Annotated in this window: 26 protein-coding genes and 1 pseudogene; 20 read left to right on the forward strand and 7 right to left on the reverse strand. The window is 61.1% G+C overall.

The features are described 5' to 3' along the window. Positions 1-23: 23 nt before the first annotated feature. From AC1Q61_RS29000 to AC1Q61_RS29025, 6 genes and pseudogenes are all read left to right on the forward strand, one after another. Positions 24-983 carry a serine hydrolase gene (locus AC1Q61_RS29000; RefSeq protein WP_003945892.1) on the forward strand — a complete coding sequence of 320 codons (960 nt, stop codon included), beginning with the start codon at positions 24-26 and terminating at the stop codon, positions 981-983. Further along, positions 983-1,774, forward strand: a complete 792-nt coding sequence (locus tag AC1Q61_RS29005) for a creatininase family protein (protein ID WP_231915788.1) — start codon at positions 983-985, stop codon at positions 1,772-1,774. The genes AC1Q61_RS29000 and AC1Q61_RS29005 overlap by 1 nt, the downstream gene beginning before the upstream one ends. Continuing rightward, entirely contained in the window at positions 1,771-2,865 is a 1,095-nt protein-coding gene (locus AC1Q61_RS29010) for a serine hydrolase domain-containing protein (protein WP_492651316.1), read from the forward strand. The genes AC1Q61_RS29005 and AC1Q61_RS29010 overlap by 4 nt, the downstream gene beginning before the upstream one ends. Positions 2,866-2,917: 52 nt before the next feature. Beyond that, on the forward strand, positions 2,918-3,763 hold the full coding sequence (locus AC1Q61_RS29015) for a M55 family metallopeptidase (RefSeq protein ID WP_492651317.1): 846 nt from the start codon (positions 2,918-2,920) through the stop codon (positions 3,761-3,763). Between the two features lie 13 nt (positions 3,764-3,776). Continuing rightward, a pseudogene (locus tag AC1Q61_RS29020) lies at positions 3,777-4,457 on the forward strand (FAD-dependent oxidoreductase); the annotation flags it as partial. An 83-nt stretch (positions 4,458-4,540) separates the two neighbouring features. Next, positions 4,541-5,044 carry an NAD(P)/FAD-dependent oxidoreductase gene (locus AC1Q61_RS29025; protein ID WP_492651320.1) on the forward strand — a complete coding sequence of 168 codons (504 nt, stop codon included), beginning with the start codon at positions 4,541-4,543 and terminating at the stop codon, positions 5,042-5,044. Here AC1Q61_RS29025 and AC1Q61_RS29030 read toward each other — a convergent pair. Continuing rightward, entirely contained in the window at positions 5,004-5,729 is a 726-nt protein-coding gene (locus AC1Q61_RS29030) for a GntR family transcriptional regulator (protein ID WP_081305440.1), read from the reverse strand. The genes AC1Q61_RS29025 and AC1Q61_RS29030 overlap by 41 nt on opposite strands. Positions 5,730-7,002: 1,273 nt before the next feature. Between AC1Q61_RS29030 and AC1Q61_RS29035 the strand changes: the two genes are divergently transcribed. Further along, on the forward strand, positions 7,003-8,181 hold the full coding sequence (locus tag AC1Q61_RS29035) for a carboxylate-amine ligase (RefSeq protein WP_492651318.1): 1,179 nt from the start codon (positions 7,003-7,005) through the stop codon (positions 8,179-8,181). Here the strand turns inward: AC1Q61_RS29035 and AC1Q61_RS29040 are convergent. Beyond that, on the reverse strand, positions 8,175-8,330 hold the full coding sequence (locus AC1Q61_RS29040) for a DUF6131 family protein (protein ID WP_003945912.1): 156 nt from the start codon (positions 8,328-8,330) through the stop codon (positions 8,175-8,177). The two genes, AC1Q61_RS29035 and AC1Q61_RS29040, sit on opposite strands and share 7 nt — an antisense overlap. Before the next feature lie 145 nt (positions 8,331-8,475). Between AC1Q61_RS29040 and AC1Q61_RS29045 the strand changes: the two genes are divergently transcribed. From AC1Q61_RS29045 to AC1Q61_RS29055, 3 genes are all read left to right on the forward strand, one after another. Further along, positions 8,476-8,679 carry a hypothetical protein gene (locus AC1Q61_RS29045; protein WP_003945456.1) on the forward strand — a complete coding sequence of 68 codons (204 nt, stop codon included), beginning with the start codon at positions 8,476-8,478 and terminating at the stop codon, positions 8,677-8,679. A 77-nt stretch (positions 8,680-8,756) separates the two neighbouring features. After that, on the forward strand, positions 8,757-9,839 hold the full coding sequence (locus AC1Q61_RS29050; RefSeq protein WP_042452503.1) for a M48 family metallopeptidase: 1,083 nt from the start codon (positions 8,757-8,759) through the stop codon (positions 9,837-9,839). A 201-nt stretch (positions 9,840-10,040) separates the two neighbouring features. Beyond that, positions 10,041-11,075, forward strand: coding sequence for a baeRF2 domain-containing protein (locus AC1Q61_RS29055; RefSeq protein ID WP_007734628.1), 1,035 nt, complete (start codon positions 10,041-10,043; stop codon positions 11,073-11,075). A gap of 40 nt (positions 11,076-11,115) precedes the next feature. On the opposite strand, the gene AC1Q61_RS29060 is transcribed toward AC1Q61_RS29055, so the two are convergent. Both AC1Q61_RS29060 and AC1Q61_RS29065 read right to left on the reverse strand, forming a co-directional pair. Further along, entirely contained in the window at positions 11,116-12,282 is a 1,167-nt protein-coding gene (locus tag AC1Q61_RS29060; protein ID WP_003945525.1) for a MinD/ParA family ATP-binding protein, read from the reverse strand. Positions 12,283-12,671: 389 nt separating this feature from the next. Continuing rightward, a complete protein-coding gene (locus tag AC1Q61_RS29065) occupies positions 12,672-13,742 on the reverse strand; it encodes a cellulase family glycosylhydrolase (protein ID WP_252194298.1) in 1,071 nt (356 codons plus the stop codon). 166 nt (positions 13,743-13,908) lie between these two features. Here AC1Q61_RS29065 and AC1Q61_RS29070 point away from each other — a divergent pair, with 166 nt between their 5' ends. From AC1Q61_RS29070 to AC1Q61_RS29085, 4 genes are all read left to right on the forward strand, one after another. Beyond that, the gene (locus AC1Q61_RS29070) at positions 13,909-14,439 is read left to right on the forward strand and encodes a hypothetical protein (protein ID WP_007734626.1); all 531 of its coding nucleotides are present in this window, start codon (positions 13,909-13,911) and stop codon (positions 14,437-14,439) included. Positions 14,440-14,547: 108 nt separating this feature from the next. Next, a complete protein-coding gene (locus tag AC1Q61_RS29075; protein ID WP_042920206.1) occupies positions 14,548-15,978 on the forward strand; it encodes a PepSY-associated TM helix domain-containing protein in 1,431 nt (476 codons plus the stop codon). Positions 15,979-16,003: 25 nt separating this feature from the next. Then, positions 16,004-16,504, forward strand: a complete 501-nt coding sequence (locus tag AC1Q61_RS29080; RefSeq protein WP_003945769.1) for a copper chaperone PCu(A)C — start codon at positions 16,004-16,006, stop codon at positions 16,502-16,504. Beyond that, on the forward strand, positions 16,497-17,714 hold the full coding sequence (locus tag AC1Q61_RS29085; protein WP_042920208.1) for a Dyp-type peroxidase: 1,218 nt from the start codon (positions 16,497-16,499) through the stop codon (positions 17,712-17,714). The genes AC1Q61_RS29080 and AC1Q61_RS29085 overlap by 8 nt, the downstream gene beginning before the upstream one ends. A gap of 81 nt (positions 17,715-17,795) precedes the next feature. Here AC1Q61_RS29085 and AC1Q61_RS29090 read toward each other — a convergent pair whose 3' ends face one another. Beyond that, positions 17,796-18,932: a GIY-YIG nuclease family protein gene (locus tag AC1Q61_RS29090; protein WP_042920209.1), complete on the reverse strand. Its 1,137-nt coding sequence runs from the start codon at positions 18,930-18,932 to the stop codon at positions 17,796-17,798. Positions 18,933-18,977: 45 nt separating this feature from the next. Then, complete coding sequence (locus tag AC1Q61_RS29095; protein WP_223304676.1) at positions 18,978-19,565, reverse strand: TetR family transcriptional regulator; 588 nt, start codon at positions 19,563-19,565, stop codon at positions 18,978-18,980. A gap of 178 nt (positions 19,566-19,743) precedes the next feature. Between AC1Q61_RS29095 and AC1Q61_RS29100 the strand changes: the two genes are divergently transcribed. The 3 genes from AC1Q61_RS29100 to AC1Q61_RS29110 all read left to right on the forward strand — a co-directional run bounded on the left by AC1Q61_RS29100 (position 19,744) and on the right by AC1Q61_RS29110 (position 22,951). Beyond that, positions 19,744-21,309: an LVIVD repeat-containing protein gene (locus tag AC1Q61_RS29100; protein ID WP_492651319.1), complete on the forward strand. Its 1,566-nt coding sequence runs from the start codon at positions 19,744-19,746 to the stop codon at positions 21,307-21,309. Continuing rightward, positions 21,306-21,962, forward strand: a complete 657-nt coding sequence (locus tag AC1Q61_RS29105) for a DUF305 domain-containing protein (protein WP_042920211.1) — start codon at positions 21,306-21,308, stop codon at positions 21,960-21,962. Before AC1Q61_RS29100 ends, AC1Q61_RS29105 begins: the two co-directional genes overlap by 4 nt. Before the next feature lie 65 nt (positions 21,963-22,027). Continuing rightward, complete coding sequence (locus tag AC1Q61_RS29110) at positions 22,028-22,951, forward strand: DUF2797 domain-containing protein (RefSeq protein ID WP_215515683.1); 924 nt, start codon at positions 22,028-22,030, stop codon at positions 22,949-22,951. 7 nt (positions 22,952-22,958) lie between these two features. On the opposite strand, the gene AC1Q61_RS29115 is transcribed toward AC1Q61_RS29110, so the two are convergent. Next, entirely contained in the window at positions 22,959-23,429 is a 471-nt protein-coding gene (locus tag AC1Q61_RS29115; protein WP_003945723.1) for a hypothetical protein, read from the reverse strand. Positions 23,430-23,680: 251 nt separating this feature from the next. Here AC1Q61_RS29115 and AC1Q61_RS29120 point away from each other — a divergent pair, with 251 nt between their 5' ends. The 3 genes from AC1Q61_RS29120 (at position 23,681) to AC1Q61_RS29130 (ending at position 25,397) form a co-directional block, all read left to right on the forward strand. After that, positions 23,681-24,502, forward strand: coding sequence for a roadblock/LC7 domain-containing protein (locus AC1Q61_RS29120; protein WP_007734612.1), 822 nt, complete (start codon positions 23,681-23,683; stop codon positions 24,500-24,502). Between the two features lie 112 nt (positions 24,503-24,614). After that, the gene (locus AC1Q61_RS29125; protein WP_047269305.1) at positions 24,615-24,980 is read left to right on the forward strand and encodes a pyridoxamine 5'-phosphate oxidase family protein; all 366 of its coding nucleotides are present in this window, start codon (positions 24,615-24,617) and stop codon (positions 24,978-24,980) included. Between the two features lie 78 nt (positions 24,981-25,058). Further along, positions 25,059-25,397, forward strand: a complete 339-nt coding sequence (locus AC1Q61_RS29130) for a hypothetical protein (protein ID WP_252194296.1) — start codon at positions 25,059-25,061, stop codon at positions 25,395-25,397. Positions 25,398-25,453 lie beyond the last annotated feature (56 nt).

The following is a 25,453-nucleotide window of genomic DNA, read 5'->3' on the forward strand; positions in this document are numbered from 1 at the left end:
GCCAACCCACGGAACGGAATACCATGAGCACCAATCCCCTCAGGATCCTCGCCTCCATCGCCGACGTGTGTGACGACGCAAACGCCACCGTTGCGTTTCACGTCCGCAGCCTCGACGGAAACCTCGAAATCGGTTCCGGCGCCGATGCACGTTCGGTGACCGCCTCGACCTACAAAGTCCCCGTCATGCTCGAGGTCGCCGCCCAGGCATCTGAAGGACGCATACAACTGGCCGACCGAATCAAGGTCCCTGCAGACAGGCGCACCATCGGGCCCTCCGGGATTTCAGCGATGACGGACGACGTGGAAGTATCCATCCGGGACTTGGCCCTGCTCATGATGCAGGTCAGCGACAACACCGCCACTGACATTCTGCAAGAGATGGTAGGTACCGAGAACATCATGAGCCGACTCCGCGCGCTCGGATTGAACTCGACCTCCATCACCACCGATTGCGAAGGCATCATTTCGCTTGCTCTCCAGGAACTCTCGACCGATGAATACGCAACTTTGCAGAACACCTCCACCGGCAACCCGTTCGGGCTTCCCGAGGACGAGTTCGTCGCGGCCATCGCAGCAGGCGAGTCGTTGAACGCGCGCGGCGGTAACACCAGTACCCCTCGTGAGATGACCGAACTGCTCAGCCTCATCTGGACGGACAAGGCTGCAGACGCCGAAGCCTGCGCAGAAGTACGCCGAGTGATGGGCCTGCAGTTCGCGCCTCACCGCCTCTCCTCCGCGTACGTCGACGGACCGACGATCTCCGGCAAAACCGGCACGTTCCTTGCCGGGGTTCGCAACGAGGTGGGCGTCGTCGACTTCGGCGACGAGGATCTCTACGTTGTAGCGATCTTCCTGAGGGACAAGAACAACTACATGCGTAACAGCAAGGTGGACGCGGCAATCGGGAAGATCGCCGCACTTGCGATCGACAGCCTTCGGAACGCAAGCCGCGACGCCGCTGCGACGGCGGTAACAGCCTGATGAGCCCTACGCTCGGCGCACCCCCCTCGATGGCGGAGATGACGTGGACCCAGATGCAGGAGGCGATGAACGACGGGATCCGCAACGTCATCTTCGCGGTGGGAGCGACCGAACAACACGGCCCGCACCTGCCTCTGTCCACGGACACCCTGATCGGCACTGCCACTTCGCTTGCCGTCGCCACACGGATCGGGGCGACAATGGTGGCGCCCACCATCGCGTTCGGAGTTTCCCCGCACCACATGTCGTTTCCCGGAACGGTCTCTCTGCGCGAGGCGACGTTTCTCGACGTAGTCGAAGATTACGTTCGCAGTCTCGCCGCTCATGGGTTCGACAATATCCTCGTCATCTCGAGCCACGGCGGCAACTTCGAACCCCTCGCGCATCTGATCGAGAGAGTCGGACCCCGGATCGGCGAGACACGGATTCATGCGCACACCGATCTTCTCCAGTTGCTCGCAGCTTTCGAAGCAGTGGCTGAGGAGGATTCGATCTCTCCCGAGGCCTGCGGTTCTCATGCCGGCGATTTCGAAACATCGATAGTCCTCGCACTGCGACCCGACCTCGTCGACATGAACGCCGCCGAGCCCGGATTCCTCGGACGCTTCGACAAGGACACTGCCACCGCGTTGTTCGACGGCGGGACAAAAGCATTGTCGGTGAACGGTATCTTGGGCGACCCCGTCGCCGCACTGGAGTCACGCGGCGAACGGTACCTCGAATCACTGACCACCGTTGTCTCGGAGTACTTTCGTACCGAGATCGCCCAGCACGAGGGACGCAAAAGATGACTGTCGACGTACAGCGGGTGGTTCAGGCCGAACTCGACGCAATGGTCGCCGCAGACACCCAACTCGGCATCCAGGTTGCGGTGTACCAGCACGGTCAGTTGATCGTAGATGCCTGGTCCGGGCACACCGAACCCACTCGAAGTGCGCCCGTCCGAAGTGACACCTTATTCCCGATCTTCTCGTGCAGCAAAGGTCTCATGTATACGACGGTGCATCTGCTTGCCGAACGCGGCGAACTCGACTACGACGCACGGGTCAGCGACTATTGGCCGGAGTTTGGACAGAACGGCAAGGGAGAGGCGACTATTCGACAGGTCCTCGTCCACACGTCCGGAGTCCAGGACATAACACACGACTTTCACCTCGACAACTGGGACGGCACCTGCGCTCGCCTGGCCGAGTCCGAGGCGATGTGGACTCCGGGTAGCGAGACCGCGTACCGCGGACTGTCTTCCGGATTCGTTCTCGGCGAGGTAGCAAGTCGCGTGTACGGGAAGCCCTTCGGCCAGATCGTCGCCGAACTGATCTGCGAGCCTTTGGGTATCACGGATCTGTTCTTCGGCGTCCCTCCTTCGGTTAGGGACCGCATCGCGGTTCTCGCGAACGACGAATCAGTTCTGACCGGTCCCGCGTCGAGCCCTGATACTCGGATCATGGCGGAGCTCTTCAACACTCCGTCGATTCAGGCATCAGCTGTCCCTGCCGGAGGTGCCATCACCTCCGCTCGATCCTTGGCCAAACACTATGCGTCGTTGATCGGCGATGGTGTGGACGGAGTGCGTCTACTCCCGCCAGCGCGGACCACTCTGGCAACGACGCTGGAAACCGATGCGTACGATCAAACGCACAAGGCGCCGGTCCGCAAGGGTTTGGGTTATCTACTGGGCGACAAAGGGATTGCAATGGGCGGACGGTCGAATTCATTCGGCCACAGCGGGTTCGGCGGTTCGTACGGGTTTGCCGATCCGGACTACGGTTTGAGTTTCGCGCTCACGAAGAATCGACTGGTTGCCACGACGCCTCTCGAGGTGCCGGCCTCGGCCGTCCTGGCGAATACGGTACGAGAAGCTTTGTCCATCCCGAACGGTTGACCGCCCCGGACCGAGTCGTCACGAAGACAATCGACAAACGGAGAGTCTCACTATGCACGTTTACATTTCGGTGGACATGGAAGGCATCGCAGGAATTGCGACGCTCGACCAGATAGTTCGTGGAGGTCACGGATACCAACGTGCGCAAGCACTGATGACGGCCGAGGCCAACGCGGCAATCGCCGGAGCATTCGACGCGGGCGCGCAATCGGTGCTCGTCAACGACAGTCATGGAACGATGGACAATCTGCTGCACGCCGAACTGGATCCGCGGGCGCGGGTTCTGTTCGGATCGCCGAAACTGCAGTGCATGGCAGAGGGTCTCACCGCTGAACACGACGTGGCCCTTTTCGTCGGCTACCACGCTCCTGCGGGTGGTCCGGGTGTGCTGGCACATACGTTCTCGGCTCTGTTCACGGATGTTCGTCTCGACGGCAGGACCGTGTCGGAAAGCGATGTGAACTCGCTCTACGCGGCTACTCACGGCGTGCCGGTCGGCTTGGTCACTGGAGATGACGTGATCTGCGGGTTGGTCAGCGCTACGTCTCCTTCGGCCGAAACCGTCGTGGTGAAGCAGGCGCACGGGTGGTCTGCTACCAACTCGCTTCCGCCGAGTCTGGCGTGCGCAGCCATTCGCGATGCATCCAGACGAGTTGTGCAACAGTGCGACTCGCTGAAGCCGACGGAGTTACGCGACGAGTGGGTCCTCGAAATCGTTCACCCGACAACAACTGCTGCGGAGATGGCGGAGGGTGTCCCCGGTTCTCGGCGAACGTCAGATCGAACCATCGAGCATCGCTTGAACACCGTCGACGACATCATCGGACTGATCACCGTCAACTATCAATTGGCATCTGCCGGCCTCCGCGGACAGATGACGATCGCCAACCGTCAGTAGAGGGCAAATTTCCATGAGAGTGACCGTTATCGGTGCCGGTTCGATCGGGTTGTGTTCGGCGCTGGCTTTGGCTGCCGAGGGAGCCGACGTGTGTGTAGTCGACGCGAGGGATGCGGGAACCGGCGCGTCGAGCCATAACGCCGGGTGGGTCGTCCCGAGCATGTCGGCCCCCGTCCCTGCCCCCGGAGTACTGACCCAATCGTTGAAGTGGATGCTGCGTCCTGACAGCCCGCTGTACATCAGTCCCAGCCGCGACCCTCGCCTTGCCTCCTTCTTGATTGCGATGCTTCGCAACTGCACCACAACGAGATTCGAATCCGGTCTGCGAAATCTGATGGCACTCAATCATCGGACTTTCGAGCTTTTCGACGAACTCGAGCGCACTGGGCTTCAGTTCGAAAACCACCGATCCGGATTGGTGCAGCTGTTTCGCACACAGAAGTCGCTCGACTCCCACGCCGAAGAAATGACGCTGGTGCGAGCACTCGGCGGTGACGAATTCGACGTACACACCAGTGCCCGAACGGCTCAGCTGATGCCGGGACTCTCGAGCTCGGTCGTCGGTGGGATCGTCTGTCCCCACGAGAGATTCCTCGACCCCGCAGCCTTCGTCGAAAGCTTGATCACACAGTGCGAGAGTCTCGGGGTCGAGATCGTGGAAGGCACCGAACTGACGCTGTCGGAAGACTCCATCGGTAACGTGACGGCATCTGGAGCAGAACGGCCGATGACGTCCGATCATTTGTGGTCGCCGCAGGCGCTTGGAGTGCGGACGTGGTGCGAGGACTCGGGTACACACTCCCCGTCCAATCCGGGAAAGGCTACGGTTTCGACGTTCCACCGATTTTCCCCGTCGGAACTCGGGCGTCGTATCTGTCGGAAGCCAAGGTTGCCGTCACCCCGTTGTCCGATGCGACCCGAATGGCCGGCACCATGGGATTCGGAGGCCGAAGTGAACACATCGACAAGCGAAGGGCCGAAGGCATACTGACCTCGGCAGCCGACTATTTCGACACCTGGGAACCTCCGCAGAATGCAGTCCCGTGGACAGGGCTACGCCCGATGACACCCGACGGGATGCCCATCATCGGTCGCTTACCTCACCATCCGAATGTCACTGTCGCCACCGGCCACGCGATGCTCGGTATAACCCTCGGCCCCGTCACCGGAGAGTTGGTCGCTCGCAGCGTGTTCGGCCGAAGCCTCCCGGCCTATGCCGGCGTGTTCGGGCCAGACCGCTTCAGTCGGACTTTTCGGAGCGTCCGGCCCACAACCCGCTGACGTGGTGGAGGTGTGCAGTCATGACAGCTTCGGCCGCAACCGGATCTCGTGATTCCAACGCCTGCAGGAGTTGATCGTGCTCCCGAGCCGACCCGACCAAGTCCTTGCTGCCTGCAATGCCTTTCAGCCCGGACAGGCGAGTCTGATCGCGCAACTGCTCCACCACCTTGACCAGCCGTGCGTTACCCAGTGCAGCCAAAAGTTCCAGGTGGAAGTCCTTGTCCAGGGTCAGGAATGAGACCAGATCCCCCTCGGCCGCGGCGTTCTCGACGCGCTTGCTCAGCTTCCAGAGATCGGTGAGATCCAGCGGGGGTTCGAGCACGGCAACCTTCGCCATTGCAGGTGGCTCGAGCATCAGCCGGACTTCGACGATGTCCGCGAGTTCGTCATCCGTCAGTTCGACGATGCGAAAGCCGCGGTTCCTCACCATCTCGATGAGCCCTTGGCTCTTCAGATCGAGTAGAGCCTCACGCACCGGGGTGGGCGAGACCTCGAGTTGCGCTGCGATGTCGCCAATCGCGTAGAGCCGGCCGGACTCCAGTTCACCGCTCGAGATCCGGGCCCGAAGCAGTCTCGTGGCATCGCTGCGCAAGCTGGTCCGTGCCAGTGGTTGGAATACGGCACTCTGCTTTTCGTCGCGGATACTACGATCTGCGCTTGAACCGGCCGGCTGCTTCGTCCCCATACCTGCACCCTAATACTCATCGATGTCCAATATGTAATACCTAACATTTTATGTGACAAAGATCGTTCCAGCTCGCACCGATGTGCAAGCTGAGTCCGCCCCGGCCGAGATACCGAGCTCAGTTCCCGGCTGGGTTGACAGATCCGGCTGGGCTGACAGATGGGGTCCTGATACAAAGAAGCCGCTGCGCATCCAGTGTCATCCGGATGCACAGCGGCTTCGCTAAGTCTTAGCCCGTGGGGGTCTCGGTCTCGTCCGACGAGAATCCGTCGAAGAATGCGATGACCTTCTGAAGAAGTGCCGCGATGTCGAAATCTTCCAAGCTACCCATTGCGTTCGTCCTTTCGTTTAACACTGAGGATGAAACGTGCATCTTGCAATTTCCAATGTAAAGCATGAAAAGCATTATTTCTCGACCGCGCGACACTTCGGTTGCAAATACGTCACTCAGCAAGATATGGGCAAATCACCGGAAATAACAGCTCCCACCCGCAATATTTCGGTCTTCCGCAACCCGCTTATTTCCCCAATTCGCAAGTGGGTAAATCTTGAGAAAAATTTCCCGGCGCGTCGATCACGAAAGATATTCCTGGTGAAACTCTCAATCCAAGAACACAAAGACAGAGGAAGCTCCGACACAGCTGACACGCAGTTTTGCCCGCCTTCAAGAGTCGTCATCCACGCACATAGTGGACATTCGTCTGCGATAACGAACCGGTAGCAACACAATCCCAGGCACTTTCTCCCATCTTCTGACTTTTACCCATGACCACTGAAGATTTGCGCTGGTGAAACGCAATACCAGTTCGAAAGTTCCACAACTTCTCCGGATGCTGTGCACGCGATTAACTGATCAAATATCTGTTGACTCACCGAACCCACACACTCCGCCAGAACGCCACATCCGAATGCTGGACGTTAGTTTAGATGGGTTCGCATTCTCGGAATCTGCTCGATAACGGCGGCCCCACGGATAAAGCCGAGACTGCACCACCGCAGGCCGCCAGGTCATGATCCGCGACTCGGCGAAGGGTGTGCGGACAAGTCCACACGAGGGTGAAATAGGGGGTGAGACATGCCTTGGGGTCTCGTTTTACCGAGTCCGACACAGTACGTTTTCCCAGGCACGCCAGTCCCCAGATTCATACGGTGTGCAAGGACTCGTTGACGCTTCCGAGATGTTGGCAAGGCCGACCACAGGCCCCGTTCTCCCGACGAGAACGGGGCTTCCTCGGGTCGGTTTCCGCCTTCGACCGACCGGGTAGACGCGAGCATGGGCGCCACCTGCTCGACCGAATCCACCGCTGGCCGCCACGAATCGACGACCCCGACCGTCGGCGTCGAAGAAGAATTCATCCTCGTCGACCCGACCTCCTGGTTGCCGTCCACCGACAATGCTGCGGTTGCGGAAACCGCGTCGACACTGGGATTGGATCTTCAGCTCGAGTTGTCCCGCTGCCAAGTCGAGACCAACTCTCCCGTGTGCCATGGCATCGACGAACTCCGAACCCACTTGACCGACATGCGTCGGCTCGCGGCAAAAGCTGCCGAGTTGAACGGCTGCAGGCTGTTGGCCGTCGGCGCACCGCTTTCGGGGCCTTCGCGTTTCGAGATCAGCGACTCGCCTCGTTACCGCCGGATGGGCGAACGCTTCGGCGCCCTCGCTGCCGAACAAAGCATCTGCGGTTGCCACATACATGTGGGCGTCGCTGATCAAGTACAGGCCGTGCAGGTCTGCAATCACGTGCGCATCTGGTTGCCCGCCTTGTTGGCACTGAGCGCCAATTCCCGTGTCCACCAAGGAGTCGACACCGACTTCGCGAGTTGGCGGGCGATCCAATGGTCCAGGTGGCCAGTCGCCGGGCCGCCGCCGTACTTCGAGACCACCGGGGACTTCGACACCGCGGTTGCGAAGATGGTGGATTGCGGCGTGATGCTCGACAAGCGGATGGCCTACTGGGATATCCGACCTTCCTGCCACCTACCGACCGTCGAGATCCGAGTCTGCGACGTTCAGCCGACAGCAGAGGATGCAGCGCTACTTGCAACCCTTGGACGGGCTCTGGTGGCAACTGCGTTACGCGCGATAGACCGGGGCATCGAGGCTCCGAACATTTCCCTCGAGAGCCTCCGCCTCGCAACCTGGGTGTCCGCGAAGGAAGGCGTCCTGGGAGCGTCGATCGATCCGATTACCTCACAAAGAATTTCAGCCACGGAACTGTTGCACCGGCTCCTGATCCATGTCCGTGACTCCCTCGACGAGGGAGGCGAGTACTCGAGCGTGGAGCCGGCGCTGCAGCTCAAGTCAGTCACAGGCAACGGCAGCGACTGGCAACAGCGAACGCTGCGCCAGGTCTGCCTTCGGGAACTGATTGCGCGTGCCGTTCAGCGCACCGTACCGACCGCGCCGACTGGCACGGATACGCACGACGAGCCGACAACGGATCAGTAGTAATGCCGCCGACCACCGATGGCGTGCCCGGCCGCGCCCAGCGCGTACAGGATGATTCCGATCACCAGCAAGACGACACCAATCGTCCACAGGATCGGAATGTTCACCACGAAACCGATTATCAGCAGGATCACGCCGAGGATGATCATCACAAGCTCCTTCAGTGCGTTCACTCGGGCGGATACGCCCGCCTCGAGCCGCATACACCGCGGATACCCGTCGGCAGAGCGTTTCATACCCACTCTGACCGGGTATTTCGCTGGGCACCATAATATTTGAAGAATCGAGCCCGCCATGATGAGAATTGTGACTCTGATCGTTCTGATCTGGCTGATAGTCGGGGCCGTCGCGGCCGGCCAACGCGGCTACTACAGCAGTTCGCCGACCAACTGCGCCGGCGTCGGGACCATCGCGCTCACGGTCATCGCGGGTCCGCTGAACTACTTCGGCGTCAACCCCAAAGTCACCGATTGCACGCTCCCCCAGCCCACCGAGTGAGCTGCCGGAAATCCACGCTAAACCGACTAGTCGTTACCCTGGAGGTGAGTCGACACACATCGAAGTGAGGGGCCACCATGACCACTGCACCAGATCGCACCCGAATCGAGTTCCCGGACATCAGCTCGCGTGCGTGGGAACACCCAGCCGATCGGGCTGCATTGGTGACGCTCCGGACGCTTCGGGGGTTCGACACTGTCCTGCGGACGCTGTCCGGACTGCTCCAAGAACGTCAGCACCGCCTCATGTACCTCGCCACGTCGGTGCGAGTCGACGAACGCCAGTTCAGCGACCTGAACGACCTGCGCCGTGACTGCGTCGACATCCTGCAGGCCGACGAGACACCCGAGCTGTTCGTACTCCAGACCCCGATGGTCAACGCCTTCACCATCGGCATGGACAAGCCGTTCATGGTGGTCACTACCGGCCTATTGGACGTGATGAACTACGAGGAACAGCGGTTCATCATCGGCCACGAACTTGGCCACGCGCTGTCCGGTCATGCTGTGTATCGGACCATCCTGATGCATTTGATGCGACTGGCCGGAACCATCGGATGGCTGCCCGTCGGCGGGTGGGCATTGCGCGCGATCATCGCCGCCCTCATGGAATGGCAGCGCAAGTCAGAACTGTCCGGTGATCGTGCCGGACTGTTGTGCGGGCAGGACGTACACACCGCGATTCGCGTCCAGATGAAATTGGCGGGCGGATCCCGAGTCAGTGAAATCGACATCGACGCGTTTCTTGCCCAGGCCGCCGAGTACGACGCCAGCGGCGACCTCCGCGACGGTGTACTCAAGCTCCTCAACATCGAACTGCTCTCTCACCCGTTCTCGGTGCTTCGCGCCGCCGAGCTCAAGAAGTGGGTGGACAGCGGAGACTACGCCGCGATTCTGCGCGGAAACTACCCCCGTCGCGGCGATGACGACGGAGCGAAGATCAGCGACGAGTTCAAGAATGCAGCCAAGACCTACAAGCAGAACTTCGACGAGTCGGAGGACCCTTTGATCCGCATGGTGCGCGACATCGGTAGCGGATTGGGCGGTGCGGTGGGCGCCGTGGGGAATGGCGTCGGCGATGTAGCGTCGGACATCAAGGAACGATTCACCCACTGGCGCAAGAGTTCCGACAGGTCGAAGGGCACTGACGACGCCGAGTAAGCAGAATCGGGACCTGCCACCGAAGGCAGTCGGCGGCAGGTCCCGGGCTCTTGGCGTGAAGGTGATGCAGGCTTCCCTCTGCACCACCCTCACGTTCACAGACAGTACCAGCAGTCGAACAAACGTGCGAACTGAAAGCGGTCGTGTCGAATCACCGGTTGTCGGGTACGCGGCATAGGACCACTACAGAAGGGAGCCGACATGCATGCTGGGCGACTGAAGAAGGTCGGTTCGAGTGACGGCCCGTTTGCCTCCGTGTACTTCGAAGACGTCCGTAACCGGGAAGATGCGCGCGAGCGCTTCGAACTCGAATGGCGCTCGATGCGCAATCAACTCACGAAACAGGGAGCATCGGAATCGCTGATCGCACGACTGGACGAGGTGAAGGACAACCATCACGGCATCTCAGGTCGCGCCGGGCGCGCGATCGTCGCCACTTCCGAGGCAGTGCTGATCGACGATATTCTGCTCGAACCTGCCGGCTCCACTATCGCGACCTTGGGCGAACTGCCCTACCTGATTCCACTGATCGCACACGGATACGACACCGAACCGTTCCTCATCGCCAAGGTCGACCACACTGGCGCGGACCTGTGCGTGCGCGATGCTCGCGGGCGTGACGTGTACGGCGAAACGGTAGACGGAGACGGCTTCCCGGTCCACAAGGCACACGTGGGCGGTCAGGAGCGATACACCGACAGCCAAAGCCTCGTGGAGGAGAATATCCGGAAGAACCTGACTCAGGCTGTGGAGCGCGCGGCGGCGCTCGCCCGTGAACACAAGGTCGCGCTGGTAGTTGTCATCGGAGAAGTACAATCCCGCAAAGCTTTTGCACAGCTTTTGCCGTCGACGCTACGGGTGGTGGACGTCGAAAAGGGTTCGCGTTCAGTCGGTTCGACACCCGCCGAGGTGTCCAAGTCGATTCGTGAACTGATCGACACGCAGCGACTGCGCAGAATGGATGTGGAAACCGAACGCTACGTCGCCGAGCAGGGCCGGGACTCCGGCCTCTCCATCGACGGGACCGCACGCGTCCTCGACGCCCTCGAACAGGGCAAGGTCGAGACGCTGCTGCTCACCGATCCTGACGACAAGGAAGTCACCAGTGGAGAGTTGATCGGGCCCGCCGATCGCGTACTCCCCTACATCGCAATCGGGACCGGCACCGAGTTGGTACAGATCGACGAACGCCTCGTTCTCGCCGACGGATACGGCGCGATACTTCGACACCCTTGAACGCCGGAGCCTGCTGATCAGATTCGGTGGCGAGCACGTTCTATCGAGAAGCGTGCTTGCCCACCGAGTCCGGGAAACCATCGGCAATTGCTGCGACGAGTTCCAGATATGCCCGTGCCGTGCGCTTGTTCAACAACTTCAAGTCGATCGGACCGCCTTCGCCCAGGTGATCGTCGTAGGGCAACGTCTTGACCGCTCGCACTCCACGCTGAGCGAAAACGTCCTCGAGTTGATCGAGGTCGAGCGAAGACGAACCCGGCCGCGTCGAATTGATCGCCACGACCGACCTGCTCACCAGATCTGCGTATCCGTGCTTGGTCAGCCAACTGAGCGTTGCTGCAGCACTACGGGCACCATCCTGAGCCGTCGGGCTGACGACAACCAAAGCATCTGCTTCGTCGAGAATTCCGTACATGGCCGAGTGCATGATTCCGGTGCCACAGTCGGTGATGACGATGTTGTAATGCACCTCGAGAATTCGGAGAGTATCGAGGTAGTCCTGCTCGTTGAACGACTCCGAAGTTTCCGGATCTGCCTCACTCGCAAGGATTTCGAGTCGGCTGTCGCCTTGCGAGGTGTAGTAGCGAACATCGCTGTACGTACGAATGTCACCGTCGGCCAACAGATCACGAACGGTCAGGTGATGTTCACGTCGTTCGCGATCAGCCAGGGTCCCCAGGTCGGGATTGGCGTCGATGGCTACGATTCGATCCCCACGGATCGATGCGAACGTCGAACCGACAGTTTTGGCCGCCGTGGTTTTCCCCACTCCACCCTTGAGTGAGATGAAAGCAATCTTGTACACGCCGCGCACCGTTCGGTTGGCACGGCGCACGAGAGCCTGGTGTTCGAGTTCAGCAGCCGACTGCCCGGTGTTGATCCGGCCCCCGGTGAGTTTGAACAACACACTGCCCAAACCGCGTTCGGGTGGACGCTTCGCCCGCTTGATGATGTCCAGGTCGTCGACGGAGGTCATAGGCCTGGGCGTCGAGGTCCGGAAATCGGTCGGCTCTTCACGACGTTGCTGGCGCATCCGCTGACTGGGCAACGGTTTTGCTGCAGGCTCGTCGAATTGTGGTGTGAAGGTGACGGTTCGAATCGACGTTGCATAGCCGTCGTCGGACGCGTCGAAATGGCCGTCGCCCTGAGTCGTTCCGGAGTTGTTCCCCAGGACTCCGTTATTCGAACCGTTGTTATCGCTGCGCACCGTTTTCCTAGGTCGAGTTCGGAATCATTTCGGACATAGCCTCTCGGACGCTATCACTCTGGCGGGCTTGCCGTTCTCTGCTCAATACCGTCGTGGCACAACAGACCGTTACACCCGCACTTCGATGACTTTGGTCCCCAAGCTTGTGCCGATCTCAGCAAATACGAACGTCGTAACGATATGCGGCACAGATATCTTCATCTGCCGCTAGAAACAGCCTTCCGCAATGTCAGGGCAAATCCCTTGGTAACAAACGAGAAAAGGGAGGGGGATCGCCTCGGCGATCGCCCTCCCTTCATGGACAAGTGTTCAGCTGCTGCAGAATTCCGCGCTCACGAACGAGGCGCTCCTGCAAGTCCTACCGGATCACTCGCACCATTCGACCTTCATCACGGGCAAAGCACGCTCTTCACGTATGCAGCACTCGGCTTGACGGTGCCGTCCGACCTCACTGCACCGAAATACGACTCGCGATCCGTCGTCGCTCCGTAAGGAGCGTAGTCGTTGAGACGGTAGAAGATGAGCGGACCCAACCACGGCTTGGTTTGCTTGTCTGCCATCGCCGCCTGATAGATCTCGAGTTGACGTGCTTCGCTGACGCTGTCCGGAGCCCCACTTGTAGGCGCCCCGAACTCAGTTATCCAAATCTTTTTTGCAGAATCTCCGTTGGCAGTCATAATTCCGCGAAGGCTCGGCCGAACGATCCCGCCGCCCGCGAATGACTCGACACTCATCTGAGACCACGAGTTCCAGTCATGTTCGTCTGTAGGCAGCGCCGGATACGAGTACGGATGATGACCGACAGCGTTGAACGATGACCGTGCACCATTCGCATACAGGGATTGTAAGAATGTGAGTGGCGCGACCTGACTGCCGTCAGCAGCATCCGCGGCAGGTGACATACCGCCGCTGATTAAGGTGATCGAGGGATTCGCCGAGCGGGCCGAGGTAGCAGCCGCTTTCAGCAATTGCGCATATCGCACGGGATTAGGCTTCGGATTGGCAACCGAGTCCTTCCAGAACATACTGATATTCGGCTCGTTCCAGATCTCGTACGACATGATGCCTTTAGGCGCATACCGTGCAACAAGCTTGTTCACGAACGTCGCATATTTGGAAATGTCGGCCGGTGCATACTTGTCGTCCGCAGGAGCTCCTGCAGGTCGAGCCCACGTGGGCGTTGTATGCGGCAGGAGAATGATCTTCTTTCCATGAGCGAGAGCCTCGTTCACGACCGTGTCCAGCGGACCCCAGCTATAGGAATTAACACCCCCAGATTGAATCTGCGACCAAAACGCATCGATACGAACCCAACTCACGCCTGCGCTGTCAATCAGGTTCAGCGCAGCTTCACGCACAGCTGGAGCGGACGATTGATTCGCGTAGACAATGCCGTAGTCACTGACTGGACAAGCCGTTGGCACGGCACTCACAGACGGTGGATTGATCAAAAATGACATCAATCCAAGGACCGCTGACACGGCAAATAATCTCATTCTGGACATTTCACTCCCCCATTGAAACCTGAATGTCTGGCGAACTTAACGGCGCCCGTCGACGGCGTCAATTCGACGCGGCCGGGCTCGACTACTAGTCCTCGTAGTAGCTGCCTGTATCCTTTCGCGTATGACGCCGGGTCCGAAAGATGTCGCGCAGCTGCGCGGCGCTTTTGTGGGCGGTACCTCCGGCGCGGTTTCCGTCGCAGCCCACGCGCTCGGTGGTGGCGGCATGGCCCCGTCCGAAAGCGCTGTCGTGTTGCTGATCCTCGCCTGCGCGAGCGTCGGCGCGGTGGTCACGTCCATCGACACCCGTCGCTCCCCCGCGCTCTTGCTCGCCCTCATGCTCGCTGCGGGTCAGGCCATCGGTCACGCGACGTTGACCATCGCTTCGGATCATCAACACGGCCTGCTCCTGTCCCTTCCGATGCTCGCAGCACACATCGCTGCCGTCGGAGTGTGCGCAGTGCTGATCCGCGGCGCAGAACGCGGATACGTCGTGGCCGCATCGACGGTAGCGGCAATCGTCGCCGTTCTATTGCGCCCGTGGGCAGCTGAACCGTCACCGTTCGCTGCACGTACTCGATACCGCGCCAAAGTTGTTCTACGTCAACTTCTCACCTCAGGCCTGGGCACTCGCGGCCCACCGGCATTCGTGTAACTCACCTCCCCTTTCCTTTCACGCACGTGATTACGTGCGCCACTTTGCTGTGCGCCTTTATTAACCGCCCGCGGTTAATAAAGGCGCACGGCGGGATCGAGTACACGCATGTCCGCACCCGAATTGGAGCGCGCACAGACGCGCGCGTCCAACGACAGTTCTCCCCCGAAGAAGCAGGTCGGCGGCGCCAGACCACTGATCCTGCGTCTGCACTTCTACGCCGGCGTCCTGATCGGACCGTTCATCCTCATCGCCGCTTTGAGCGGTGGCCTCTACGCGATGGCACCCACCATCGAGAAGTTCGTTTACAGCGACTACCTCCAGACCGACACCACCGGACAGATCGCGTCACTGAACGACCAGATCCGTTCCGCTCAGCAGTACCGCCCCGACTTGACCGTCTCGGCAGTACGTCCGTCCCCTGCTGCCGGCGAAACCACCCGAGTCCTGTTCACCGATCCGTCACTGGGCGAATCGGAGAGGCTCGCCGTCTTCGTCGATCCGGTGCTCGCACAGCCGGTCGGCGAGTTGGCGGTCTACGGAAGCAGTGGTTCGCTGCCACTGCGAACCTGGATCTCCCAACTGCATCGCCACCTTCATCTGGGCGAACCCGGCCGCCTCTACAGCGAATTGGCCGCGTCGTGGATGTGGGTGGTCGCACTCGGCGGTGTCTACCTCTGGTTCCGTCGTTACCGCACCGCCCGGAACGCTCGACTGCTCACGATCGACCGAGCATCCACCGGACGAAGCCGGACCCTGAACTGGCACGGTGTCGTCGGCATCTGGATAGCAGTTGCATTGGTCTTCCTCTCGGCGACCGGCCTCACGTGGTCGACCTACGCCGGAGAGAACGTCAGCAATCTGAGAACCGCGTTGAGTTGGACGACGCCCTCAGTTGTGAAAACTCTCGGCGACGCTCCCCCTCCGGCGACAGGCGGGCACGAGGGTCACGACATGGCCCCCGCCGCCACCGGCACGCTGACGGACACCAACGTCGGACGCGTCGACACCGTCCTCGGTATCGCCAGGTACAACGGGATCACCGGTCCCGTCGAAGTATCGATACCCGCGAACGCCGAGACGGCGTTCACCGTCGCCCAGACACGTCAGCCCTGGGTGTACAGCAACAACACCATCGCAATCGACGGAGCGACGCAAAAGGTCACCGACGAGTTGTGGTTCTCGGATTGGCCACTCGCAGCCAAACTTTCGGCCTGGGGAATCCAACTCCACATGGGCCTGCTGTTCGGTCTTGCCAACCAGATCGCACTCGCCGCACTGGCACTCGCACTGGTCAGCGTGGTCATTCGGGGCTACATCATGTGGTGGCGCCGACGCCCCACTCGTGGCTCCGACTGGGCAGCCGGCCGGGTTCCTGCCCGCGGCGGAATCCGCAACCTCTCCCCGGTCGGCCTCGTTGCGCTCGTCGCGATCACGGCGTTGGTCGGCTGGTTCGTTCCGCTACTCGGCATCAGCCTTCTCGCATTCCTGCTGATCGACCTGTGCCTTGCGGCGTTCAAACGCCGTGCCACCACCTGACACTTCACGAATTACGGAGACACACATGACTGTTCGCACAAAGATATTCGCAGCTGTTGCACTGTCCGCAGCTCTCGCCCTGACCGGCTGTTCTTCCAACTCCGACAAGGAAACCGAAGCTGCACAATCCATCACAGTTCAGGATCAATGGGTCAAGGCCGCGCCGGAAGGAATGAGCGCGGCGTTCGCCGAACTCGTCAACTCCAGTGACAAGGACGTACGCGTGGTCTCGGCCACCAGCCCCGCGTCGTCTCGACTCGAACTGCACGAAGTCGTGACCGGCGACGGCGGAACGATGACGATGCGTCCCAAGGACGGCGGTTTCCTGGTCCCTGCCAACGGATCCGCCTCCCTCACCCCGGGCGGTGACCACCTCATGTTCATGGACCTGTCCGCGCCGCTGCTCCCAGGCGCAGAAACCGACCTCACCTTGATCTACGACGACGGTTCCAGCACCACGTTCACAGCCCAGATTCGCGACTTCTCCGGTAATCAGGAGAACTACGACCCGAATCACGGTGGCTGAGAACACGAACCCGCCCAGCCGAGCACTCAGCCGGCGGCGCCTTCTCGGAGGAGGCGCCGCCGCGCTCGGCGTCGCGGGAATAACTTGGGGCGCAACCACAGTGGTCGAGCGCAGCGAACACGAGCAGCAAGCAGGCAAGCTGGTGGAACCGTTCTACGGCGTCCACCAAGCCGGCATCGACACCACGCCGCAAGCGCACGGCACCTTCATCGGGTTCGACCTCTTGCCTGGAACCGATCGAGCAGTCGTCGTCGGAATCATGAAGATGTGGTCCGAGGATGCGTCACGGCTCACCGCGGGCAACCCGGCGTTGGCGGACACCGAACGGGAACTGGCTGTGGATCCGGCACGCTTGACAGTGACCGTCGGCTACGGCCCTGGCCTGTTCACCAAGCTGGGATTGCAAGCACGTCAACCGGACTGGTTCGAGCCGTTGCCGAGCTACGCGATCGACCGACTTGACGATCGATGGGGCGGATCGGACCTGTTGCTGCAGATTTGTGGCGACGATCCGGTGACCATTGCTCATGCTGTGCGAGTTCTGACCAAGAACGTCCGATCACTGACAACCATCCGGTGGACGCAAAAGGGATTCCGCAACGCTCGCGGCACCACGCCTGAGGGAACCACGATGCGCAATCTCATGGGCCAAGTGGACGGGACCGTCAATCCTGCTCCGGGAACAGTGGATTTCGATTCACTGATCTGGCACGACGGCGCGGGTCAGTCGTGGCTGGCGGGCGGAACCTCGTTGGTACTGCGACGCATTCGCATGGAAATGGATACCTGGGACGAACTCGACCGTTCGGGGCGCGAACTCACGATGGGGCGCACGTTGTCCAATGGCGCTCCGCTCAACGGAACCAACGAATTCGACGAAGCGGATTTCACACTCACGGACAAGTTCGGGATTCCGGTGATCCCGCCAGGATCACACATCGCGCGAGCCCACCAGACGCATGAGAAGGAGCAGTTCTTCCGTCGGGCATACAACTACGACGACGCACCCGAGAGCGGGCAGACCTCGAATTCGGGATTGATCTTCGCAGCATTCCAACGGGACATCGCCGAGCAATATCTACCGGTCCAACAGCGATTGAGTGACTTCGACGCACTCAACGAGTGGACGACGCCGATCGGTTCTGCGGTGTATCTCATTCCGCCGGGATGCACCGAGAACGACTATCTGGGAAGCGGATTGCTCGGCTGACAACCCCCGGGCAACGATATTGTGGGGGCTGGATCCGAACGGATCCCGCCCCCACAATTCCTTCTACCTGAAGTTGTTGCGTTACTTGGACTTACGAGGTCCCGGCATGACCGCACCTGGACGGGCGGTAGTCAACCTCGTGACCCAACCACTGACGGGCCACTTCTTCAGTCCGACGTTGTGTGGGGTGACCTCGGTTCCGACGTACTTGGCAGCAAGCTCGTCGTCGACGGTTCCGTTGAACCGCCACAGTTGGCTTCCGTCGGCATTGCGGGTGGACACCTCCCATGACTGAGCACGGAAGGCACCACGAATGATGCTGTCGGCAAACACCAGAACGGGAATTCCGATCTCGGCACGAACAGCCGCACCGGCAGACCACTCGGCGCGCGCGAGTTCGTAGATCTCTTCCGGCGTTGCTCCCGGACGGGCGGAGGCCGGTACGTGGAGGACGATGCTCGGCGTCGGGAGTTCCGGCGCGGGATCAGCCGAGTAGCGCAATGCGAGTTCCTCGACGCGGGTCGCTCGGGCGTCCTTGTCCGAGGTATCGCCTGCGAGATTGGTCAGACCCTCTCCCGCGTCGGTGATCCGCAAGGCTTCCACGATGCCGCGGACGACCTCGTCGGTAGTGGCGGCCGAATCCGTGGCGGCAGAGACCGCGCGGAGGAGTACGAAGTGCTCCACCGCCGAACCTGCGTCGTAGATCTCGCGGATCCGAGCGATCTTGGCTGCCGTCACAGCACCATTCGACTCGGCCGGAGCGTCCGCTCCTTCGAGGTTCGCGAGTTCACCGAGCGCTTCGAACACCGGCGCGAATACTTGATTTCCCGTGCCGTGCCCGACATGGAACACCTGGTCGTTACGCGGGTCACGCAAAGCAAAGACATACTGCCCCAGCCTCTTCCCGACCTTCTCGGAGAACGGCTGCGGAGCGGGCTTCCTGACGACGACCTCGGTGGACAGAGTGCGCATCACGGCCAGACGTAGTGCGTCTGGCACGCTGGTGGAACCGGCAGCACCGGAAAAGATTGCCGCCGAAGCAGCGCTGATCGAGGTGAACGTGCGGCCGACTTGCTTCTCGAGAGAGGCAGAGACCGTACCGACCGCAGTCAGTTTTGCATCGAGGGTGCCGTCACCCTCGACAAGGAACTCCTTGATCAACGGAGCAACGAGCAAGGTGGAGCCGATAGCGCGAGGAACTGTCCAGACAATAGCCATGCCACGAGCCTAGGCGATCACCTCGAGGCGCGAGGCGAACGCGACTCAGCCCGCCGCTGCCGGCCCGGCCAGTCCCTGCACAAGTAGGTTCCAGGCCGAGTGCGCGACTTCTTTTCGCGAGCTCTCGGCAGTCCGTTCCATGATCGCGGCGAACATCGCGATCGCCAGAATCACGTCCTCAGCAGTCACGGACTCGCGTATCTTCCCAGCTCGACGCGCCTCCTCGAGGCGTCCTTCGAGGAGATCGGTCAGGCGGGTGCCTGCCGAATTCAGTCGTGAGTCGCCGAAGGAGACGGGCTTGATGACCTCCACGAACACGATGGAGGTGGTGATCTGGTCTACCAACAATCGAAAAAGATCGTCGAGAGTCGAATCCGGATCGGCAGCCATATCTTGCAGCTCGACGATGTTCTCGTCGAACACCGCGAGTGCGAGGCTTTCGCGAGTGGGAAAGTGCCGGTAGAGGCTGCCCTGACCGACGCCGGCCGTGCGGGCGATCAGGCTGAGCGGAGCAGCAAAACCCTGAGTGGCGAACACCTCACGAGCTGCTGAGACGAGTGCCGCACGATTGCGCGCCGCATCTCTCGGCCCTCTGTTGAGAGATCCGCTATTGACGCGGCCAGACGATGTCACGCACACTACGATACCAACCGGACAGCATTGTCCGGTTGGTTGCGGCCCGACACCGGTTCACACCCCGACCCGATCGTCGTGAGCGCTCGAACACGCGCCTGCCCTCCGTGCTGCCTGTCCGTGAGATACGTCTGCCCGTGAGATACGAAAGGCAATCCCGCACCGGGAGTTGGACTCGATGAAATCGTTCACGACCATCAGAACCAGATCTGCCATCGCACTCGTCGCCTTGATCACCGTCCTTCCCGTGTGCGTCGCGTCGGCTGAGCCCGCCACTGCCCCGGGCTCGATCCACGAGAATCCGGGTGTCGCTTCCACCGCCGCAAGCCGCGCCGAATGCGGCCCGGGATCGATGCCCGAGACCGGGTTGCAGGGTGATGTTCCGGCCGAGGACCGAAACAGCGGACGCAGCCGAGACGGCTACAGCTGCAACATGTCTCAGATCGGCGGCTACTCGGGTCGCGGCGGCGGGATCACGTCCACCAACTTCGAACACTGCTCGTACGTCGGCAGTTTCTTCCCCGGGAACCTCCTGGGCCCCGCACAGGGCGTCCAAGTTCTCGACGTATCGGATCCTGCCAATCCCGCTCTCACCGCCACGCTGACCGAACCCGCGATGCTGGCCGGAACGTGGGAGAGCCTCAAGGTCAACACCGCGCGAAAGTTGCTGGTGGGCACGGGCGTTCCGCTCTTGACCGGCGTCGGCCTGATGTCGGTCTACGACATCTCCGATTGCGCGCACCCGAAACTACTCAACCCCGGACCAGGAACCGATCTGGGGATGCTGCTGCCTATCACCAATCACGAGGGAGGATTTTCACCGGACGGGAACACCTACTGGTCTTCCGGCACCGCTCCCGGCGTGGTGAGCGCCGTCGATCTCACCGAACCCGCCAACCCACGCGTCGTCTGGCAGGACCTCATCGGGTTGTCGACGCACGGCTTCGGAATCAGTCCCGACGGAAATCGCATGTACTTGTCGAACAATCTCGGCGGAATACATGTCCTCGACATCAGTGAGGTTCAGCGCCGCGTCCCGAATCCTCGGGTGCGCCAACTGTCCCAGCTCTCGTGGACCGACGGGTGGGCCACCCAACACAGCATTCCGGTCACCTACGACGGTTCGCCGTACCTGTTCACCGTCGACGAAGGTGGTTCCGGCGGAGTCAAATTGATCGACGTCTCCGATGACGACGAACCGTCGGTCGTCAATTCGGTGAAGCTCGAAATCAATCTGCCGGAGAATCAAGACGCTGCGCTGGCGTCTGCTGCCGGCGGATCGCTGTTCGCGTACGAATCTCACTACTGTTCGGCAGATCGCCCGGTCGACCCGACGGCGCTGGCATGTGGATGGATCTCGAGCGGGATTCGGGTCTTCGATGTTCGAGATCCCTTCGACGTCCACGAAATTGCGTACTTCAACCCACCTGCTCGGACCGGCGACCGTCTCGAACTCGCCAACTCGCCACACGCTCTCGCGTCGCTCATCGGGGTACCCGTTCTCAGCACCCCGGCAATCGCGCAGTCGATCGCGCAGGGCCAGTTCGACCCCGGCCAAGCACTGAGTTCGCGGTCGGGCATGGTCGCTCTCGGCGACATCTCGACCGATTGGTGCTTCTCCCCACCCGAATGGCGAGGGACCACGTTGTGGGCGACGTGCGCCGACAACGGCTTTGTTGCCATGCAACTCGAAAACGGTGTCTACACACCACCCGCTGACCAGAAGACGACCGTGGGATCATGACGGCGCCGCGAGCGGTCAAAGCCGTCGCACTCGTGGCCGCGGCACTGATGCTGCTCGTACTCGGCGCAGCACTACGTCCACTGTTCGCACCCGAGAACCACACGCAGAGAGCTGTTCTGAGCGAAACCGAAATCGGATTCGTGCACGACATGGCGGCCCACCATCAACAGGCCCTCTTCATTCTCGCGCGTCTGAGTCCCGATGTGGACCCGGCGGTGACGAGACTGGCCCAGCAGATCGACGATGTTCAACGAACGGAGATCGGTGTCATGCTCGGTTGGCTGAGGTTGGCCGGTGTCCCGCCGAACAGTAGAACGCCGATGGCGTGGATGGAGGCGTCGCCGAGCGGCGCCGGCGACTCTCGTCATCACCCGGCAACGCTGGACACCGAGACCGACTCCATGCCGGGTATGGCTACGACCGAAGAACTCGAGAAACTGAGCAGCGCTCGCGGGCTCGACGCCGAGGTCCTTTTCCTTCAACTGATGGAACGCCACCACCGTGGCGGGATCGCCATGGCGCAGGCCGCCGATGCCCTGCTCGAGAGCGGGCCGGTGAAACAGTGCGCCCGCGACATGATCAACACCCAGAGTCAGGAGTCCGGGCTGATGACACTGATGCTCGAACAACGTGGGGCACAACCACTGCACTGACCCGCATGTGCAGTGACTACCATAGGTGTCGACCTGCGAACTACAGAAGGAATCGACACTTCATCATGACCCTGCTTGTTCGCGGAATCGATTGGTCGAACCCGACAGCACCGCGGATCCGATGCGTCGACGACACCACTTCCGCTACGACCTTCTTCACTCACGACTCGGTGCTGCGGTTCTCCGTCGACGAGACGAAGGGCCGCCGCTGCCTCGGCTGGCGAGATCTCACCGCCGAAGGTCCAGGGCACTCGCCGTGCGACCGCGGGGCGACGGTCACCGCGGGACGCCAATGCGACCGATGCCGAAATCGTGAGGGGTTCACCACGGTTCATCAGGCACACGTCAGCGGCACGCACATTCATCCGAACGTGCGTACCTACCTCGCACAACCACAATGGCTCTACGTCGACGTATTCGCCGGCGGCCAGATGAAGGTGGGGACGGCGTCCGAGTTCCGCAAGCATCCGCGAGTCGCCGAACAAGGGGCAGTCTGCGCATTGTTCGTAGCGCGGTCGACGGACGGTTACAGCATTCGCGCCCTCGAAGCCCGAGTTTCGGAGCACTTCCACTTGAGCCAGGCAATACGTACGTCTCGGAAAATCGAAGCGTTGACAGGGCCCTTGGATCGAGAGAAACTACGAAAGTCGTTGCACCACTTCGTATCGTCGATCAAAGACGAGCTGAATGACATCGGATCGGACATCGACGGAATCGAGATCCTGGAGGCTCCCGAAGAATGGACGGCGCCGGCGTGCGCTGACATGGTCTTCGATGCGGCACCGTTGATCGCGTACCCGCACACTTTCGAGTCCGGCGAACATTCCTTGTATCTGGGGGGCCTTGCCGGTTCGATCGCCTCGCTGCGGATCGACCCCGACTCTGAATCGCCACGCTTTGTCGCGGACGTGTCCGGACTGGTCGGTCGAACCATCACCGTCGGCGAGTTCGAGTCCCCTGGCGTGGCGATTCAGGAATCGTTGTTCTGAAAGTAGGTCAGCAACTTCCCGCGGTCGCTGCGGCGAATCCGCGAGTGACCTCGGCCTGCTCGTCGGCAGACAGGCTCGACCATTCGGGATAAGCCTGGATGGAGGTCAGCATGTCGTTTGCCAATGATTCACGCGTCATGCCCATTTCCTCTCCGGACTCGTCGATGGCCGGCTGGTATGCGTCGAGGTACCGGAGAACGTCGGAGCACGCCTGCGCGTAGGTCCGTGGCAGCGCCGAACTCACATTCGGGTCGGACGGGACCTCAGCCGGAGCACTCGAGTCGACCGAAGGTGTCTCGGTAGGTATTTCCGACGACGTCGCCGGAGCCTCGGATGACGTCGTCGACGTCGCCGTGGTGGTCGCCGAAGCAGAGGAAGTGAGTGTTCCGACCTCGGTCGGCTTGTCTCCGTCAGAACCGCAGGCAACCAGCGCCACCAGCGAGCAGGCACCGATGAACCCGGTGATCGTTTTCTTCATCCCTCAAGGATGCCAGAGGGCCACTGGCGCTCGAACGGACCGGCGTCGCCCGTCAGCGCCAATTGCCCGAGCATCCTGCCGAATCCGAGCGCCTCGCCCTCCCGACTGCGGGATTGGACTGTATGCCCCGTTCGCGAACCCATGCTACGGTGACTTAACTGCAAAATAACTACGGGTGGGATTGTCCGGTCTGCCGCGTTCATCCGGAACGCTCCGATCGGAAATAGTTCGTCTATAAGGGGCTGGAACGAGTGGGACTTTTTCGTCGACGAGGTTCCCGCGAGGAAGACGACGATCGCGGGCAAAACCTCGATCGCAGCGACCCCGGGTACGCCGCCTGGTTCGCGAACGTCGCCGACGCGGGTGGTCAGCCGATTCCGTACAAGCGACCGCTGACCGCACCGGTGTATCCGCAACTCCAGCCGCCGGCCCCGGACTACGAGACGGATACGAGACGGCCACTCAACGCACCCGCCGGAGACGGCTGGCTACCCGCAGACCGCATCGACGAATTCGAGTCGTCGAATGGCCGCCCGTCTGCACCGAACGGAACGAGCCCACAAATCTCCCAAACTGAAAAGTTGCCGCCCGACCCACTCCCGACGCCGCAACCAACGATTCCACCTCGAAATGTACCGATGACTTCACCACCGAAGCATCACCTGGAGTCGCCCCGCGCGACTCGGCCCTACCAAGGAGAAGCAATGAGCAACATCGACAAGATCCTCGGCGAATTGATGCGCATCGACGGTGCCAGCGGTGCAGCCGTCGTCGACGCCGACAGCGGAATGGTTCTCGGCATGAGCGGCAACCCGTCATTCAGCCTCGAGTACGCCGGCGCCGGCAACTCCGAGGTTGTGCGAGCAAAGCTCCGCACGATGAGTAACTTGGGGATTACCGACACCCTGGAAGACATCCTGATCACCCTGAGCAACCAGTACCACCTCATTCGCGTCCTCGAGACGCCCGGACTGTCGACGCTGTTCGTGTACCTCGTTTTGGACCGTGCGCGTGCGAACCTGGCGCTGGCCCGCCACAAGCTGGGCGAACAGACCCCCAAGATCGAGATCTGACGCTTCCACTCCCTTCCCGACAATGCCCGGTCCTCGCCAACGGCGAGGGCCGGGCATTGTTCGTTCCGAACACTCGATTGGTGAACCTCGCGCCGGCGCCGATACTGGGACCGTGACTATCGCGGATGCTCCTTGCGTGTGGTTGACCACCCTCCGAAGCGACGGCTCGCCGCACACGACTCCGGTCTGGTTCTTACTGCATCAGAACACATTCTGGATACCGAGCGCTGAGCAGAATCGTAAGGTTCGGAACCTGCTGGACGATCCTCGGGTCTCGTTGGCAGTCGACGGATCCGCTGGCGACCCGTGGGTCGCACAGGGCCTCGCGACAATTCATCACGATGTCGGCGAATTCGTCGACCTCCTGAGACTTTTCGGCGAGAAGTACGACGGCTGGGATGCCGCAGACGAAACTCGTGACGGTCCGCGGGTCCTCGTCTCGGTCCCGGTGACTCGATGGTTCCTTCGACCAGACTGACAGACAGTGCCGGTTAGGCCCGAATTGTCGTGAATGACATACTTGTAGTTCATCTCTCGCAGAAATGGACTCTCACACATGGCACGCACGGCACATCACAGGCGCGGCATCACCGGCGTCACCATCGGCATTGCTGCCGTGATCGTGCTGGGAGGTTGCGCCAATTCCAACGCCGACGCGCCCGAAACATCTTCTCTCGGTTCGGGAATCGGATCCGGTGTCACCACGACGGTCGTGACCGAAGCCTCGGCTCCTTCGACCGCCGCAATTGAACTGCTGGCACAGATCCCCGTCAAGGGACGCGCACCCAAGACCGGATACGACCGCGCGCTGTTCGGTACCGCCTGGACCGACGACGTCACCGTGGAATTCGGCCACAACGGCTGCGATACTCGCATTATCTGCACGCAGTTTTGACATATCTCAAAACCTTGCTGGTAGGCCCCCATTGTTCGATGTCGACGGTGTGAGTT

Source organism: Rhodococcus sp. MPR-R1B (assembly GCF_058793255.1).

Bases quoted from the DNA above. Each gene is read 5' to 3' on its own strand.
- AC1Q61_RS29070 (WP_007734626.1), top strand. From the start codon at position 13,909: ATGACGCCGGGTCCGAAAGATGTCGCGCAGCTGCGCGGCGCTTTTGTG.
- AC1Q61_RS29030 (WP_081305440.1), bottom strand. From the start codon at position 5,729: ATGGGGACGAAGCAGCCGGCCGGTTCAAGCGCAGATCGTAGTATCCGC.
- AC1Q61_RS29130 (WP_252194296.1), top strand. From the start codon at position 25,059: ATGGCACGCACGGCACATCACAGGCGCGGCATCACCGGCGTCACCATC.
- AC1Q61_RS29045 (WP_003945456.1), top strand. From the start codon at position 8,476: ATGATGAGAATTGTGACTCTGATCGTTCTGATCTGGCTGATAGTCGGG.
- AC1Q61_RS29000 (WP_003945892.1), top strand. From the start codon at position 24: ATGAGCACCAATCCCCTCAGGATCCTCGCCTCCATCGCCGACGTGTGT.
- AC1Q61_RS29115 (WP_003945723.1), bottom strand. From the start codon at position 23,429: ATGAAGAAAACGATCACCGGGTTCATCGGTGCCTGCTCGCTGGTGGCG.
- AC1Q61_RS29055 (WP_007734628.1), top strand. From the start codon at position 10,041: ATGCATGCTGGGCGACTGAAGAAGGTCGGTTCGAGTGACGGCCCGTTT.
- AC1Q61_RS29100 (WP_492651319.1), top strand. From the start codon at position 19,744: ATGAAATCGTTCACGACCATCAGAACCAGATCTGCCATCGCACTCGTC.
- AC1Q61_RS29080 (WP_003945769.1), top strand. From the start codon at position 16,004: ATGACTGTTCGCACAAAGATATTCGCAGCTGTTGCACTGTCCGCAGCT.
- AC1Q61_RS29005 (WP_231915788.1), top strand. From the start codon at position 983: ATGAGCCCTACGCTCGGCGCACCCCCCTCGATGGCGGAGATGACGTGG.
- AC1Q61_RS29090 (WP_042920209.1), bottom strand. From the start codon at position 18,932: ATGGCTATTGTCTGGACAGTTCCTCGCGCTATCGGCTCCACCTTGCTC.
- AC1Q61_RS29105 (WP_042920211.1), top strand. From the start codon at position 21,306: ATGACGGCGCCGCGAGCGGTCAAAGCCGTCGCACTCGTGGCCGCGGCA.
- AC1Q61_RS29110 (WP_215515683.1), top strand. From the start codon at position 22,028: ATGACCCTGCTTGTTCGCGGAATCGATTGGTCGAACCCGACAGCACCG.
- AC1Q61_RS29010 (WP_492651316.1), top strand. From the start codon at position 1,771: ATGACTGTCGACGTACAGCGGGTGGTTCAGGCCGAACTCGACGCAATG.
- AC1Q61_RS29075 (WP_042920206.1), top strand. From the start codon at position 14,548: ATGTCCGCACCCGAATTGGAGCGCGCACAGACGCGCGCGTCCAACGAC.
- AC1Q61_RS29015 (WP_492651317.1), top strand. From the start codon at position 2,918: ATGCACGTTTACATTTCGGTGGACATGGAAGGCATCGCAGGAATTGCG.
- AC1Q61_RS29035 (WP_492651318.1), top strand. From the start codon at position 7,003: ATGGGCGCCACCTGCTCGACCGAATCCACCGCTGGCCGCCACGAATCG.
- AC1Q61_RS29065 (WP_252194298.1), bottom strand. From the start codon at position 13,742: ATGTCATTTTTGATCAATCCACCGTCTGTGAGTGCCGTGCCAACGGCT.
- AC1Q61_RS29050 (WP_042452503.1), top strand. From the start codon at position 8,757: ATGACCACTGCACCAGATCGCACCCGAATCGAGTTCCCGGACATCAGC.
- AC1Q61_RS29040 (WP_003945912.1), bottom strand. From the start codon at position 8,330: ATGATCATCCTCGGCGTGATCCTGCTGATAATCGGTTTCGTGGTGAAC.